This window comes from Parahaemophilus parainfluenzae, assembly GCF_001055095.1.
Classification (GTDB): Bacteria; Pseudomonadota; Gammaproteobacteria; order Enterobacterales; family Pasteurellaceae; genus Haemophilus_D; species Haemophilus_D parainfluenzae_Z.
In genome coordinates this window covers 20,446-36,044 of record NZ_JVHG01000007.1, presented here as the reverse complement: position 1 = coordinate 36,044, position 15,599 = coordinate 20,446, and the positions used below count along the sequence as shown (strand labels likewise).

At 39.6% G+C, this 15,599-nt stretch carries 16 protein-coding genes; 8 read left to right on the top strand and 8 right to left on the bottom strand.

Annotated elements, in window-relative coordinates; genetic code table 11:
- Nucleotides 1-76: 76 nt before the first annotated feature.
- From napG to ADA56_RS01680, 4 genes are read left to right on the top strand one after another with little or no spacing between them, the layout of a single operon-like run.
- Complete coding sequence (napG, locus tag ADA56_RS01695) at nt 77-982, top strand: ferredoxin-type protein NapG (RefSeq protein WP_049368905.1); 906 nt, start codon at nt 77-79, stop codon at nt 980-982.
- Nucleotides 982-1,872 (top strand): quinol dehydrogenase ferredoxin subunit NapH, encoded by an 891-nt coding sequence (gene napH, locus ADA56_RS01690; protein WP_049368904.1) that lies wholly within the window; start codon nt 982-984, stop codon nt 1,870-1,872. Before napG ends, napH begins: the two co-directional genes overlap by 1 nt.
- Before the next feature lie 21 nt (nt 1,873-1,893).
- Nucleotides 1,894-2,322: a nitrate reductase cytochrome c-type subunit gene (locus ADA56_RS01685; RefSeq protein WP_049365639.1), complete on the top strand. Its 429-nt coding sequence runs from the start codon at nt 1,894-1,896 to the stop codon at nt 2,320-2,322.
- Nucleotides 2,323-2,333: 11 nt separating this feature from the next.
- Nucleotides 2,334-2,972 carry a NapC/NirT family cytochrome c gene (locus ADA56_RS01680; RefSeq protein WP_049368903.1) on the top strand — a complete coding sequence of 213 codons (639 nt, stop codon included), beginning with the start codon at nt 2,334-2,336 and terminating at the stop codon, nt 2,970-2,972.
- Nucleotides 2,973-3,024: 52 nt separating this feature from the next.
- Here the strand turns inward: ADA56_RS01680 and gss are convergent, their stop codons facing one another.
- Both gss and ADA56_RS01670 read right to left on the bottom strand, forming a co-directional pair.
- Nucleotides 3,025-4,914: a bifunctional glutathionylspermidine amidase/synthase gene (gene gss, locus ADA56_RS01675; protein WP_049368902.1), complete on the bottom strand. Its 1,890-nt coding sequence runs from the start codon at nt 4,912-4,914 to the stop codon at nt 3,025-3,027.
- 170 nt (nt 4,915-5,084) lie between these two features.
- Nucleotides 5,085-6,158, bottom strand: a complete 1,074-nt coding sequence (locus ADA56_RS01670) for a tRNA/rRNA methyltransferase (RefSeq protein WP_049368901.1) — start codon at nt 6,156-6,158, stop codon at nt 5,085-5,087.
- 149 nt (nt 6,159-6,307) lie between these two features.
- Between ADA56_RS01670 and pssA the strand changes: the two genes are divergently transcribed.
- The 3 genes from pssA to ADA56_RS01655 all read left to right on the top strand — a co-directional run bounded on the left by pssA (nt 6,308) and on the right by ADA56_RS01655 (nt 9,324).
- Nucleotides 6,308-7,675, top strand: a complete 1,368-nt coding sequence (gene pssA / locus ADA56_RS01665) for a CDP-diacylglycerol--serine O-phosphatidyltransferase (RefSeq protein ID WP_049368900.1) — start codon at nt 6,308-6,310, stop codon at nt 7,673-7,675.
- A gap of 125 nt (nt 7,676-7,800) precedes the next feature.
- Nucleotides 7,801-8,670, top strand: a complete 870-nt coding sequence (asd, locus tag ADA56_RS01660) for an archaetidylserine decarboxylase (RefSeq protein WP_049368899.1) — start codon at nt 7,801-7,803, stop codon at nt 8,668-8,670.
- A 21-nt stretch (nt 8,671-8,691) separates the two neighbouring features.
- Nucleotides 8,692-9,324: an FKBP-type peptidyl-prolyl cis-trans isomerase gene (locus tag ADA56_RS01655; RefSeq protein ID WP_049368898.1), complete on the top strand. Its 633-nt coding sequence runs from the start codon at nt 8,692-8,694 to the stop codon at nt 9,322-9,324.
- Nucleotides 9,325-9,359: 35 nt separating this feature from the next.
- Here the strand turns inward: ADA56_RS01655 and ADA56_RS01650 are convergent, their stop codons facing one another.
- Complete coding sequence (locus ADA56_RS01650) at nt 9,360-9,740, bottom strand: hypothetical protein (protein WP_049368897.1); 381 nt, start codon at nt 9,738-9,740, stop codon at nt 9,360-9,362.
- Between the two features lie 112 nt (nt 9,741-9,852).
- The gene (gene proB / locus ADA56_RS01645) at nt 9,853-10,962 is read right to left on the bottom strand and encodes a glutamate 5-kinase (protein ID WP_049368896.1); all 1,110 of its coding nucleotides are present in this window, start codon (nt 10,960-10,962) and stop codon (nt 9,853-9,855) included.
- Nucleotides 10,963-11,103: 141 nt separating this feature from the next.
- Between proB and folA the strand changes: the two genes are divergently transcribed.
- Nucleotides 11,104-11,604 (top strand): type 3 dihydrofolate reductase, encoded by a 501-nt coding sequence (gene folA, locus ADA56_RS01640; RefSeq protein ID WP_049368895.1) that lies wholly within the window; start codon nt 11,104-11,106, stop codon nt 11,602-11,604.
- 79 nt (nt 11,605-11,683) lie between these two features.
- Here the strand turns inward: folA and pfkA are convergent, their stop codons facing one another.
- The 4 genes from pfkA to dprA all read right to left on the bottom strand — a co-directional run bounded on the left by pfkA (nt 11,684) and on the right by dprA (nt 15,300).
- Nucleotides 11,684-12,649 (bottom strand): 6-phosphofructokinase, encoded by a 966-nt coding sequence (gene pfkA / locus ADA56_RS01635; RefSeq protein WP_049368894.1) that lies wholly within the window; start codon nt 12,647-12,649, stop codon nt 11,684-11,686.
- A gap of 112 nt (nt 12,650-12,761) precedes the next feature.
- Nucleotides 12,762-13,352 (bottom strand): hypothetical protein, encoded by a 591-nt coding sequence (locus ADA56_RS01630; RefSeq protein WP_049368893.1) that lies wholly within the window; start codon nt 13,350-13,352, stop codon nt 12,762-12,764.
- Complete coding sequence (gene yaaA, locus ADA56_RS01625; RefSeq protein WP_049368892.1) at nt 13,345-14,121, bottom strand: peroxide stress protein YaaA; 777 nt, start codon at nt 14,119-14,121, stop codon at nt 13,345-13,347. Before yaaA ends, ADA56_RS01630 begins: the two co-directional genes overlap by 8 nt.
- Nucleotides 14,122-14,184: 63 nt before the next feature.
- Nucleotides 14,185-15,300: a DNA-processing protein DprA gene (gene dprA / locus ADA56_RS01620; protein WP_049368891.1), complete on the bottom strand. Its 1,116-nt coding sequence runs from the start codon at nt 15,298-15,300 to the stop codon at nt 14,185-14,187.
- Nucleotides 15,301-15,599 lie beyond the last annotated feature (299 nt).

Sequence of the window (15,599 nt, the reverse complement as noted above, 5' to 3'; positions counted from 1 at the left end):
AAGGGAATTTAAAATAAGAGCGGTCAAATTTTGCAATATTTTTACAAAATCAGGCCGCTTATAAAAGGAAACGCAGATGAGACTTGATCCTAACCGTCGTCAGTTTTTAAAAAATGTGACAAGAACGGCTGCCGGAGTATGTGGGGTTGGTATTATTCTTGGCTTACAGCAACAACAAGCTAAAGCTAAAGAAGGGATCGCCTTGCGTCCACCTGGTGCTTTACCGGAAAAGGATTTCTTGGCAGCTTGTACCCGTTGCGGACAATGCGTCCAAGCGTGTCCATATGATATGTTGCATTTAGCTTCGCTGATTTCATCAATGGAAGCTGGCACACCTTATTTTATCGCTCGGGATAAACCTTGCGAAATGTGTCCGGATATTCCATGTATGAATGCTTGTCCAAGTGGCGCATTAAGTGAGGAACTTAAAGACATCAATGATGCGAGAATGGGGTTAGCCGTATTGCTAGACCATGAAACTTGTCTTAACTGGCAGGGGTTGCGTTGTGATGTGTGTTATCGCGTTTGTCCATTAGTAGATAAAGCGATTACACTTGAGCGTATCCACAATGATCGTACTGGGATTCATGCAAAGCTTATTCCAACTGTTCACTCTGATGCTTGCACCGGATGCGGTAAATGCGAACAAGCTTGTGTGTTAGAAGAAGCGGCAATTAAAGTCTTACCGATGGATATCGCCAAAGGGCTACTCGGTCGTCACTATCGCTTAGGCTGGAAAGAAAAACAAAACGCCGGAAAATCCTTAATTGAGGAGCAACATCCAGATGGCTTACGTCCAGCAATGGATGCTCGTATGCCAGAAGGCTCACATGAGCCGGTTTATCAGCCAATGCAAGTTCAACCGAACCAAAAAGTTGCAACACCAAACCGTGCAACAATGGATTATGTACCAAATCCAACAACAGTTCCGGAAGCAGAGCAATTCCCAAATCTGGACTTAAACATTAAGGGGGTTAAATAATGGCTGAAAAATATACCCCGAATAAGCCTAAAGATGCAGGCTTAGAAGCTCGCCAAAAACTCGGTTGGTGGCATGCTTATCGCTTTTTAATTCTACGTCGAATCAGTCAATTAAGTATTATTTTGATGTTCTTAAGTGGCCCGATTTGGCAAGTTTGGATTCTAAAAGGCAATTACAGCTCAAGCATGCTTTTGGATACCGTGCCATTAACGGATCCATTGATTACCGCGGAAAGTTTAGCGACAGGTTACTTACCTGAAATTACGACGATTATTGGTGCCCTGATTATTGTTATATTCTACGCTGTCATTGCAAGCAAAGCCTTCTGTAGTTGGGTCTGCCCAATGAATATGGTGACTGACGCTGCAGCTTGGTTACGTAGAAAATTAGGTATTCGACAATCATTAAAAATCTCCCGTCAGCTTCGCTATGTGATTTTAGTCGTGATTTTAGTTGGTAGTGCAATAACGGGTACACTCTTATGGGAGTGGATAAATCCTGTTGCAGCACTTGGACGCATCTTTGTCTTTGGAACAGGTGCAACTCTTTGGTTAGTTGCTGTCATCTTTTTGTTTGACTTACTCGTTGCTGAACATGGTTGGTGTGGTCACCTTTGTCCAATTGGTGCGATATATGGTGTCATTGGTGCTAAAAGCCTGATAAAAATTAATGTAGTCGATCGTGATCGCTGTGACCGTTGTATGGATTGTTATAATGTTTGCCCAGAGCCGCAAGTATTAAGGCTTCCTTTACACGGTGGACCAGAAGATAGCCAAATTGTATTGGCAAAAGATTGTATTACTTGTGGACGCTGTATTGACGTGTGCGCAGAAAATGTATTTACATTTGGCTCTCGCTTTGAGAAACAAATAAAAATTAAAAATATTTAATTATTTAATGGAGTGGATTTCATGAAAAAATCATTTATTTTCATGCTGGCTTTATGTAGTGGATTGGCATTTGCTGATGCACCACAAGTTGCAAACAGCATCGATAAAACAGCAGAAAGTCTTGCACCTGCATTTAATAATCCTTATAAAGATGTAGGCAATATTCCTGTTACTTTTCCGAACCAACCCCCACTTGTTCCACACAGCATTCGTGGCTTACAAGTGACTAAAAATGCGAATCAATGTTTAGGTTGCCACGCGCCAGATGTTGCCCCAACAACGGGTGCGCCACGTGTTCCTGAGAGTCATTTCTTAACACGTGATGGTCAAAAAACAGAAGGTACCTCACCACGTCGTTATTTCTGTTTACAATGCCACGTTCAGCAAACTAACGTAAATCCAATTATTCAAAATAAATTTGAAACTATTCGTCAAATGCAAGGTAAATAAGGAGCTAAACCATGATTAAATCAAGCATTCAGAAAGTTTGCCGTTGGTTACGCTCTCCGAGCAAAATGGCAATTGGTGGGGTTATTTTATTAACTATCATTGGTACTATCGTTGGCACTAACCTGTTTAATGCTGGAATGGCGACAACCAATACAGAGCAATTCTGTTCAGACTGTCATACTAATGACGTTGTACCTGAGTACCAAGCGTCAATCCACTTTAGTAACCGTTCAGGTGTGAAAGCAATTTGTTCAGACTGTCACGTTCCACATGAATTCATTCCAAAAATGGTTCGTAAAATGCAGGCATCGACTGAAGTTTATGCATACTTTACAGGTAAAGTAGATACTAAAGAAAAATTCGAAAAACATCGTTTAGAAATGGCTGAACGCGAATGGGCGCGTATGAAAGCGAATAACTCACAAGAGTGTCGTAACTGCCATAACTTTAATGATATGGATTACTCACAACAAAAAACTGTGGCACAACAAATGCACGCACTTGCACAGGAACAAAACAAAACCTGTATCGACTGTCACAAAGGGATTGCACACCATCTTCCAGATATGTCAAAAGTACAACAAAGCTTTATTCCTGCGGATATGTTAAAAGCAAATGAAAAACCTGCTGATAACAAAGATGCGAAATAATTTAATAAATTGATGATAATAAATCGGCACTCATTGAGTGCCGATTTTGTTTTTATTTCTTAAGGAAATCTTTATCAGATAATACTCTTAACGGTTGCATATCACTGTTTCCCATAATGACCAAACTCGGGTCTGAGCGTAAACAGCTACCACCATAATGCCCACCTACAGTGAAAGTACAAACCTGAACATATTGATCTTCCACTTTTGGCAAACACCAAAGCTGTTGATAAATACTTTCCTGCTTATCAAAACGACCGTCCGTGCTATCGAGTACAGATTTACACTCACCAATGAGTTTCACATTATCACCTCGACGGCCTGCAATTGGTTTTTGTGCATAACCATTTTTAACCAACTCTGGTGTCAGTTCAAATCCTGCTTCAAGTAAATACCGATGATTCGGGAATAATGACCATAATACAGGTAAGATCGCTTTATTACTTGGGATGGCAGTCCAAAGTGGCTCGTAAACTAAGACTTCCGGACGAAGTAACACGTCAATTAACCGCACTTTATCTTCCGGGTAGCCTGTACGAATTGGTGGAGCCACTTCCATGCCTGTCGCATCTTCACGAAGTTGCTCTAACATGGTTTCCCAAGCCCATGTTTTCCACACCGTTTTTATCTGGTTATCTTCATCATCAATTAAACGACCACGACTATCCCAATGTAGCCCCTCTGTACCATGAATAATTTTGGCTTGAAATCCTGCTTGGACCAGTGCATTACGCATAAACAATGAGTGGTAATCTTCTTCATCATCATGATCTTGCATAATATGAACAAGCGGCGTCGCTTCACTGTGTTTCCAACAATCCGCTAATGCATTACGTAAACCATCAGCAGGATTTTCACCAATATTCAATCCGCCTTGGATTGCCCATCGATTCATAAACTCACCGGCTTCCGCATGGCAAGAGGCTGAATCTGCGTTGTATTCATACACTTTCAATCCACGACTATCCATACAGAAATCTAAACGCCCTGTAATGGTTTGATAACGGCGATTTTGCCAAGATAAACGTAAGCGAGGCCATAATAATTTTGGAATATTAAAATATTCTAATAATTTATCGTCTTTTAAAACTTTATCTGTGGCATGCAAATACATTAAATGTAATTCATTGGTTGCACGAATCAACTCATGCTGTGCTGTTTCAGACATCGTAAAGTAACGATATTGATCAGAATGACTGACTTTATGCCCTCCCATGGCTTTCACATAGGCAGCTTCAAATTCATTTTGCTCATTCAGCCATTTGTGTTCAAACTGACCGTTGTTTTCAATATGTTCTGCATGAATTTCAAGTTTCTCTTTTTCTGGCGTTGGCTGTGGAAGACTGTATTCGGTGTCTTCCGTTTGGATCATCCAACCTAAAATTTCGGTATCATCAAAGGTATCATGTAGAAAATAACCACTTTCAGAAACCGTCATCGGTAATTCACGCGTCCATTGCTGCCCGCTTGGTAAGCGAGAGTGAATCACGTTTTGCTCAGCAATGCGGATTTTATCCTCTAAGACTTCGGTAATAATCGCCACATGCCCCGTATGTTTAAATTCGCCCCCCTCTTGCCAAATTAAAAGGGCGCCTGCTTCAGGCTTACGTTTGCAGCCATTTGCAAAGGCTTGTAAGGGTAATAAGGCATCATTTACCACTTGACGTAAAAATCGTAGAGAAAAGATCTCGTAAGCCATTCCTACATCAGTAAACACCATGCCATGATTGAGATATAAATAACGGCGCGCAAATTCTACACACTGCCATTTGTAGCCCATGTACTCTCTTCCTAAATAACTGCGAAAGGCAGCATCATCCGGATACTCTTTCTCATCGGCTGTATGATAATCTGATGAATAAATCGCAATCCCACCCGGTGCATAACCTAATAAACTTCCGAAAGGATCATGTGTACTAATATTGGCTGAACGTTCAGGCATAAAAACTCCCTGTTAAATAACTACTCCGAATAGTATAGATCTTTTGTCTAACTTCCCCCAAAAACTTTATGAAAGAAAGATGAAAAATTGAGTGACACACATTTTAAAAAAGAAAAAAGGCTGACATCTGCCAGCCTTGAAAATAAGTGTAAAAATAACCGCACTTGAGGTTATTTTACATACCAATGCGCTAATAAAATTCCTGTATTTACCGCAATATTTAATCCGGTTTTTAATGGATTACTTAAAGAAAGACGCACATTCACATCTTCTTTCTCACGAATATCATCTGTGCTGCCTTCACTCAAGACTAATGCAACTTTGGCTGCAAATTTGAGTTGTTCCAACGCAACGCCTTGTTTATTGGTTGAGACATGAATAATCTGATAACCAGCCTTACGTAAAGCCTCTAACGCAATTTCCGTACTTTCTGTTTCTAAAATACGAATATGCTCCATCCCGCCTTCAGCCACACGCACAGCAGCGGGCGCATAAAGCTGTTCAACTTGATTTGTTACCACATTTTTAATGCCGTAGAAGGCGCAAGTACGCACAACGCCACCTAGGTTTTGCGCATTATTAACTTGATCTAGCAACACTAAGCAGTCTTCTTGACGCGGTACATCTAAATAACCTTGCAAAGAAAAAGTACGTTGTTTTTTCACTAACATACAAATTCCGCCGTGATGCTCCGTGCCACTTACTAAGCTTAGCTCATCGCTGTCCACCACGTGATACACTTTTTTATTCGCGGCTAAATAACTGAAAATCTCGCCAATTCGATGTGCTATTTGCACCGTTGCCCATACGCGAACAATGCTCTCTGGACGCTCAGAAAACAATTCTAAGCACGCATTTTCACCATACACTTTCATTTCTTCAGCACGGTTCTTTTTAATTTTCTCCGGTGCGCGTGGTGATAATGCGCCTGTTTTCTTTTCTTTCGGTTTATAACTCACGCCAGTACTTTTCACCATTACTTTTACCGAGCCCCTTTCACCATTGGCTTTATTTAATGAAAGTTCAGCAATTTTCGGTTCTCTCACTTCTTGCTGTTGGAAGCCACGAGAAGGTTTACGATCATCCCGTTTTTTATCAAAGTGCGGTCGATTTCCCTCACGTTTTTCATTATTACGACGATCATCAAAACGACGTTCTTTGTCATTAAATGCACGTTTTGGGCTACGCTCTTGAAAAGATTTGGTGGAATTTGTTTGGAATGATAGTTTGCGTGAATTGCTCATAATTTGCTTCTCGAAGGAAAAATTGGATAATAATTCGCCAAAAAATGCGAAAATTTGTGAGCATTATAACGAAAAAAAACCTTTTTTCTATCAATCCACAAAGGAAATATTGTAAACTAGAGCATTAATTTTTAGTGTAGAGATCGATTATGTTAATCAATAAAGCTAAACGAGCAGAACAAAATTTAAAAAATTTGCCTTTTCTTCCTTTACAGGCTGAACAGGTTGAGTTTCTGTTTAGTCCGCTTGAATTCAAAGCACAAATTATAGAATTAATTCGCCAAGCTAAAAAACGCATTTACGTGACCGCGCTTTATTGGCAAAAAGATGAAGCGGGACAAGAAATTCTCAATGAAATTTATCGCGTGAAACAAGAGCATCCTGAATTGGATGTGAAAATTTTAGTAGATTGGCATCGCGGACAACGCAATTTACTCGGTGCAGAAAAATCTGCCACTAACGCTGATTGGTATTGTGAACAACGCCAAACCTATCAACTTCCCGATGAACCGAATATGTTCTTCGGTGTGCCAATTAATACCCGTGAAGTCTTCGGCGTGTTGCATATTAAAGGCTTTGTCTTTGACGATACCGTGCTTTATAGCGGCGCAAGCATCAATAACGTGTATTTACAACAACAAGATAAATACCGTTACGACCGCTATCAAAAAATTCACAATGCGGCACTTGCCGACTCTATGGTGAATTTCATCAATGATTATTTATTGGATTTCAGCGCTGTACATCCATTAGATGTGGCTAATCGTCCTCGCACCAAAGAAATTCGTAGTGCAATAAAAGCTTATCGTAAAAACTTATCTGCCCATGCGGAATATCAGTTGGAAAGTGCGGTTGGTTTTTCAGATGTTTTAACCATTTCACCACTTTTTGGTTTAGGTGCATCGGGCAATGAATTAAACCAAGTTATCGAAGATTTATTCTTACAAGTGCAGGAAAAACTGGTGATTTGTACGCCTTATTTCAACTTTCCTCGCACGTTAAGAAGTAAGCTAGCACGCTTATTAGAACAAGGAAAACGTATCGAAATTATTGTGGGTGATAAAGTCGCAAACGATTTCTATATTCCACCAGAGCAGCCATTTAAAATGGCAGGTGCATTGCCTTATTTATATGAAAGCAATCTTCGTCGTTTCTGCGAGAAATTTGATGCTTACATTAAAAACGGCCATTTAACGGTGCGTTTATGGAAAGACGGCGATAACACTTATCACCTCAAAGGTGTTTGGGTGGACAACCAGTATATTCTTTTAACGGGGAACAACCTGAACCCTCGTGCATGGCGTTTAGATGCGGAAAATGGATTATTAATCCACGACCCGAAAGAAGAACTTCTGCCACAAGTGGAAAAAGAATTGTCGCATATCCGACAACATACCAAAGTATTGCAAGATTATTCTGAATTAGAAGAATTAACGCAATATCCTGAACCAGTGCAAAAACTCTTGAAGAAATTTGCGCGGATTCAAGCAGATAAATTAGTCAAAATGATTTTATAAACATAACAATAAGCCGGCAAATGTCGGCTTATTGCTTTGATCTTACGCAAAAATATCAACTAACATTGCGCAAGTGAAATAAGTTGTTATAATCGCCCAACTTTTTAATCTTATCGGAGAAATCAATGAACCCAATTTCTTATTGGCAACGCCTAAAAGTTGCATTTCAATATGTGATGCCACAAATCTATATGACACAAGCAGCAGGTTGGTTAGCTAAACAAAAATGGGGCGCAGTGACACATTTTGTGATTAAAGCGTTTGCAAAAAAATACAACATTGATATGAGCATTGCTGAAAAAGAAAAATTCAGCGATTACGCCAGTTTTAATGAATTCTTTATCCGTCCATTAAAAGAAAATGCACGACCAATTAACCAAAATCCCACCGCACTTTGCTGCCCTGCGGATGGCCGTGTGAGTGAATGTGGACACATTGATGATGATCGCCTATTACAAGCAAAAGGTCACTTCTTCAGCTTAAACGATTTATTAGCGGAAGATAAAGATTTAACCGAAACCTTTAAAAATGGGGAATTCGTCACCACTTATTTATCACCACGTGATTATCACCGTGTGCATATGCCATGTGATGGTACTCTTCGCAAAATGATTTACGTACCGGGTGATTTATTCTCCGTCAATCCGTTTTTAGCGAAACATGTGCCGAACCTCTTTGCGCGTAATGAGCGTGTAATTTGTGTCTTTGATACTGAATTCGGTACCATGGTACAAATCTTAGTGGGCGCAACAATCACTGCAAGTATCGGCACTGTTTGGGCTGGCGTTATTAATCCGCCACGTCATAACGAAGTGAAAGTCTGGACTTATGAAGGTGAAAATGCGGTTAAATTAAGCAAGGGTCAAGAAATGGGTTGGTTCCAACTTGGTTCTACCGTGATTAACTTATTCCAAGCCGGCCAAGTGAAAATTGCCGATCATTTAAGTGTTGATGAACCTGTTCGCATGGGTGAAATCTTGGCATTGAAAAAATAGTTTTACAACAAAGGAAAAAACATGACAGCTCAAATTTTTGAACAAGTAAAATTAGAAAGTATTTCTGAAAAAGGCAGCTACGGTATCGGTTTACAAATCGGTCAACAATTAGCAGATAGCCAAATGGATATTTCTGTTGAAGCGGTAGCAAAAGGCATTTTCGATGCGTTAAACCGTAATCAACCTGCATTAGAAATTAATGATTTAATGCATTCCGTTCAAGCGCTTCAACAACAAGCGGCTGAAGCACAACAAGCGCAATTCAAAGCGATTGAAGAAGAAGGTAAAAAATTCTTAGAAGAAAACGTAAAAAAAGCAGGCGTAAACGTCACTGACAGCGGTTTACAATACGAAATTTTAACCGAAGGTAACGGAAACAAACCATCTGCAACTGATAAAGTACGTGTTCACTACACAGGTACATTACCAGATGGTACCGTATTCGACAGTTCTGTTGCTCGTGGTGCACCAGCTGAATTCCCAGTAAATGGCGTAATTCGTGGTTGGGTTGAAGCATTACAAATGATGCCTGTTGGTTCTAAATGGAAACTCACTATTCCACACGAACTGGCTTACGGTGAACGTGGTGCGGGCGCATCTATCCCACCATTCTCAACCTTAGTGTTTGAAGTTGAATTACTCGATATCCTTTAAAAAGAAAAAGTGCGGTTAAAATTAACCGCACTTTTTTATTCTTCTTCATCTTCGCTATAACGATCATCATCGTCATAATCATAGGTTAAGAGAGCATCCTCATCATACCCCTCTATATCAATCTGAACGCCATTTGAGCCTGCATCAAAACCGTTAAACCATGCGGTTCTCAGCTCTTCAGGTACACGCCGGCCACAATAATTAATTCGTTTATTCAATTGAGATTGGCTTTGCGCTTGGAAATCTTTTCCTACACGATAACCATCTAAATACCAGTCATCTTTATCATGACAGACCGTCGTATTTAAACGCTTTACGTGTTTGCTCACTGAAATTGGGCTACGATGTTTTACATAATTGCCCTGCGTACAAGCACTTAATAGCCCAACAGCTAAAACGGTCGCTATTAATCTCATGTTGTCTCCTTTTACTACTTAATATCGGGCTATTGCCCTTTTTATGGTTTTATAGACCAACAAAATAAAAGGAAGGTTCAGAAAATATAAGAGATCCGATTTCTATTTTAAGCTATAGCACAATCATGTCATCACGATGTAACGCAACTGCACCATACTCATAGCCAAGAATTTGTTCAATTTCTTGGGATTTTTTCCCTTTGATTAATTCCAACGCATCGCTGTTATAACGCGGCATACCGAGTGCAATCACTTTACCTGAGGTATTCTTAATTTTGACGACTTCACCACGTGAGAAACGCCCTTCCACAGCCGTAATCCCTGCAGGCAACAACGATTTATTCTGTACTAACATGGCATTTTCAGCACCCTCATCAATCGTCAGCATACCCGCTGATGGAGCTGCAAATAACCACTGTTTACGACTTTCGAGACGATCTGAATGATGTGCAATAAATTTCGTACCAATTGGTTTATCGTAGGCTAAATCCACAATCACATCAGGTCGGCTACCTGGTGCAATTATCGTTTCAATACCTGAACGCGTTGCCACATCTGCTGCAATAATTTTTGTACTCATCCCGCCAGTACCAAGGTTTGTACCACTACCGCCTGCAATCGAACGAATATGATCAGTAATTTGCTCAACCACTGGAATCAATTTCGCATCTGGATTTTTACGAGGATCGCTTTCGTATAAGCCTTGTTGATCCGTTAATAAGTAAAGTTGTTCTGCTTGCACTAAAATCGCAACTAACGCCGATAAGTTATCGTTATCCCCTACTTTAATCTCAGCCGTTGCTACCGCATCATTCTCGTTAATCACTGGAATAATGTGATTGTCCAACAGCGCATGTAATGTATCGCGCGCATTTAAAAAACGTTCACGATCTTCAATATCGGCGCGAGTTAATAAAATTTGTCCAATATGAATATCATAAATTGCAAATAATTTTTCCCAGGCTTGAATCAGTTGACTCTGCCCTACTGCAGCCAAAAGCTGCTTTGACGCAATGGTTGGAGGAAGTTGAGGATGATTTAAATAATGTCGTCCAGCAGCAATCGCCCCTGATGTCACAATCACGACACGAAAACCCGCTTGATGAAGTTGTGCAATCTGGCGAACAATATCGACCATGTGAGGCGCATTCAATTTTGGGGAACCATGTGTTAATGTGCTAGTACCAAATTTTACGACGATTGTTTTGCGATTTGCCGACATAGTTTATCCTCAGTGAAAAAATAGAAAAGTGCGGTTAAATTAGCACTAAAATTAATAAAAATCACGAAAAATCCAACCTCATATACAGATTTTGTGAATAGCTATGATATAATGCAAAAAAATAAAAATAGGATAGAAAATATGACATTAAGTTTGATCGTTGCGACAACAAAAAATAACGTCATCGGAAAAGATAATCAAATGCCTTGGCACTTACCTGCTGATTTAGCCTGGTTTCGTAAAAACACCACGGGCAAACCAGTGATTATGGGCCGTAAAACCTTTGAAAGTATTGGTCGCCCATTGCCTAAACGCACCAATATCGTCCTTTCACGCACGCCTTACGTATATGAAGGTGTCATCTGGAAAGAGAATTTTGAAAGTGCGGTCAATTTTGTCAAAGAATTTGATGAAATTATGTTGATTGGCGGCGGCGAGTTATTTAAACAATATTTACCTAAAGCAGATAAACTATACCTCACGCAAATTCAAGCTGACATTGACGGCGATACCTTCTTCCCTGAAATTAATTGGGCTGAATGGAGCATCGAGTTTGAAGAATATCGCCAAGCAGATGCAGATAATCCCTATGATTGTCGTTCTTTAATTTTGCAGCGTAAGAAAAATAAACTAAAAGCCTAATCTAGAGCATATAAAAATCGGGCTAAAACAATGATTGTTTTAGCCCGATTTCTTTTGTTTTAAATAAACCTTTAGAAGATTATTCTAAGCGTTTAGCCATTTCTAACCAATCTGCTTTAAATTCACGACGCATATTGTTGATTGCATCAATAATATCGTGGTGAACTAATTTTTCGTTTTGAATACCCACACAGTAGCCACCTTTACCCTGTAGCAATATATCTACCGCATATACGCCCATACGTGAGCCTAAAATACGGTCGAAGGCACAAGGCGAACCACCACGTTGAATATGGCCTAATACGGTTGCACGGGTTTCATGACCTACGCGAGCTTCAATCTCACGAGCAAGAGAATGTACGTCTGTGATTAACTCAGTAATCGCAATGATGGCGTGGCGTTTTCCACGAATAATACTGCGCTCAATTTGGCGAATTAATTCTTCGCGGTTAAATTCCATTTCAGATGCCACAATGTATTCACAACCACCAGCAATACCTGCAGAAATGGTTAAGTCACTACAGTGACGACCCATGATTTCCACGATAGAAATACGTTGGTGAGAACTTGAAGTGTCACGCAAACGGTCAATCGCATCCACCGCTGTTTGTAGTGCGGTTTCATAACCGATTGTGTAATCTGTTCCAGCCACATCATTATCAATTGTGCCAGGGATACCTACGCAAGGGAAACCATGTTCTTCAGTAAGCAATTTAGCCCCCATGTAAGAACCGTCACCACCAATAACAACTAAGGCATCAATACCATGTGAACGTAAAATTTCTGCACATTTCTCACGTACGGCAGGATCCTTAAATTCAGGGAAACGAGCAGAACCTAAGAATGTACCACCACGGTTAATAATATCTGATACATTATAACGGTTTAACTGTTTGATTTTATTGTTGTATAAGCCTTGATAACCATCATAAATGCCGAATACATCAAGCCCTTCTGCAAGTGCTGCACGCACAACACCACGAATAGCAGCATTCATACCAGGAGCATCACCACCACTGGTTAATACAGCAATTTTTTTAATCATATTTACCTACTTTGAATTCTTAAAAACAATTGGTGCTAAGATTACACCATCCATAATTTCTGCTCTAGCAAAATTTGAAAAATTTACTTGAGATTTGATCTAGTTATACATTTTAGTGATTGAAATAACTTTCACACTTCCAAGAAAGATCGGCTTTTTGTAATATTTTACTTTCTTTTGCGACAAGATACTTTTGTAAATTTTTCACAATTTTTACTTTGCTTAAGCGCTGAAACTTTTTCATTTCCATTTTTTGGGAATATTGGTATTGCACAAAACCACAATGGGAAATATTTTTCCCTTTCGCAATATCCACCTGCCAAGACGGATTTTGTTCTGTTGGTGCATAAATGACATAACCGTTTAATTCTGTCGCGGGCTTTTTCGGATTCGTTGAATTGGCACGAATTTTGAAATCTTGCACACCCAAATTACGATACACTTTTTCACGTAATGCTACACGTTGCTCAATAGAACGGGTGACATCACGATCAAGCAATACTTCAATTTGAGATTTCCAATTTTCCAAGGTTTCTGGCTCAGCAATATAAACGTAACGTGCAATCGTATCTAAATCTTGGCTTGCGGTAAGCTTATAGGTTTTACCGTTATACTCAATTTTTTCAGGTGTTTGAAGCTGACTCACTTTTGCCGCACAACCTGAAAGTAAAAGTGCGGTCAATATAACCAGGAATTTATTCATTGATATCTCGCTTAAATACAAATTCTTTTTCAGTTGAGGATGCTGAATCAAACCAATAACCACCAAGATCAAACTCTTTCAGTTGTTCAACACATTCCAAACGATTTTGAATGATAAAACGACACATTAAACCACGGGCTTTTTTTGCATAAAAGCTGACCACTTTGTATTTACCATTCTTATTATCTAAGAAAACTGGCTTAACAATTTGTGCCTCTAATTGGCTTTCCTTCACCGATTTATAATACTCGTCTGAAGCCAAATTGATCAACACACGATCGCCTTGCTCATCAAGCGCTTGTTGTACTGATTGAGTGATGATATCTCCCCAAAAAGCATAAAGATCTTTTCCTTTTGGATTCTCTAGCTTTGTGCCCATTTCCAAACGGTAAGGTTGCATTAAATCAAGGGGTTTTAATAAGCCATATAAGCCGGAAAGCATACGTAAATGGCGTTGAGCGAATTGTACATCTTCATCAGATAAACTATCAGCATCTAAGCCAGTGTAAACATCACCTTTGAATGCCCAAATGGCTGCGCATGAATTTTTTTCGTTGTGAGATTTTGTCCATTCCGCAAAACGAGCCGCATTTAATCCTGCAAGCTTGTCGCTGATCGACATTAAGGAAGAAAGATCTTGGGGAGATAATTGACGACAGATTTCAATCAGTTGCTCACTATAATCCGTCAAGTGCGGTTGAGAAACAGGAAGATTTCTGACCGCACTTTCAAAATCTAAGGTTTTTGCCGGGGAAATAATGGCTAACATAGGTTCTCCTTTCTAAAACTGAACCGTATCTTAGCACAGGATTGCCTCATCGCTCTACCCCGTTTATGCTATCCGCTTATAGAGTCCATTCTCATTGACGATTAAATCTTGTAACTCCAAATCTAATAACTGCACTAAAAGCAAATCCACCGGCAAATTCAATGCTGCAGATAAATCATCAAGACTTATCGGTGTATAAGTGATATGTTGATAAAGTTCAGGATGACTCGGCTCCACTGTAGGTATTTTGGCTGTAAGTGGTTTCGCTATCGACTGATTGATTGGCGTATGTACTGGCGGCTGAAAAGCAACGCTGTGATTGAGGCTATCTAAAATATCTTTAACATGTTCCACCAACATCGCACCTTGCTTAATCAGTTTATGGCAGCCTTGACTGTATTCACTTTGAATATTCCCTGGCAACGCAAAAATATCGCGATTTTGTTCTAAGGCATAACACGCCGTAATCAATGAACCGCTTTTCTCTGTGGCTTCAATAACTAATGTCCCCAATGAAAGCCCGCTGATAATGCGATTACGACGAGGAAAATTTTCAGCAATCGGTGCTTGCGTAGGGATAAATTCAGAAACTAACGCGCCGTTATTCTCGATAATTTGATCCGCTAATCGTCGGTGTTTAGCAGGATAAATATGCTCTAATCCGCTACCCAATACGGCAATAGTTTGCCCTTGAATATCCACCACGGCTTGATGACTAAATCCATCGATACCTAATGCAAGCCCGCTCGTGACCGTCAATCCTGCAAGAGAAAGTTCTGTCGCAAAATATTTTGCCCAATATTCACCATAAGCCGAACAATAACGGCTCCCAACCATGGCGATCTGCTCCGCAGAAAGTGCGGTCAGATTGCCTTTCACAAATAATAAAGGCGGAAAGCCACTAATCTGTTTGAGTAAAAAAGGGTACTCATCTGAAAAACAATGTATTAAATGATGGCCTTCTTTTTCTGCCCAGCTCAAAGCAGGTTCAATAAATTTCATTTCTGGCTGAAACCAACGACGAATCTGCAACGCATCCCACCCCATTTGTTGAAATGCCACTTCATCATAATTTAACAAGTCTTCTATATTCACATGGGCCAAAATTTGTTGAATCCGCACACTGCCCAATTTGGGCACTTGAGCTAATCGCAACAAAATCGAGGTAAAATTGCTCATCTATCTCTCCTTTAAAAAGAGAATTATGGTGAGATTTGTCTCAAAAAATGAAAAGTTTGTCTTAATTCTGCGATTCAGATCGCAAAAAGAGAAAAAATTTTATAAAAAATCGGCATACCAGAAACGAAGAATAAAACAGGACAAAAACTGCTTCTTAAAAGCCATTTTTAGAGATTAATTCTGATAAAAAACTTATATCAAGAGAAATAAACTTTTAAGATTATGTTGAGATATTCATTTTAGATATAAATCACTGATAAATGATTTGACAGCAACATTTTTATCCGTAATATGGACAG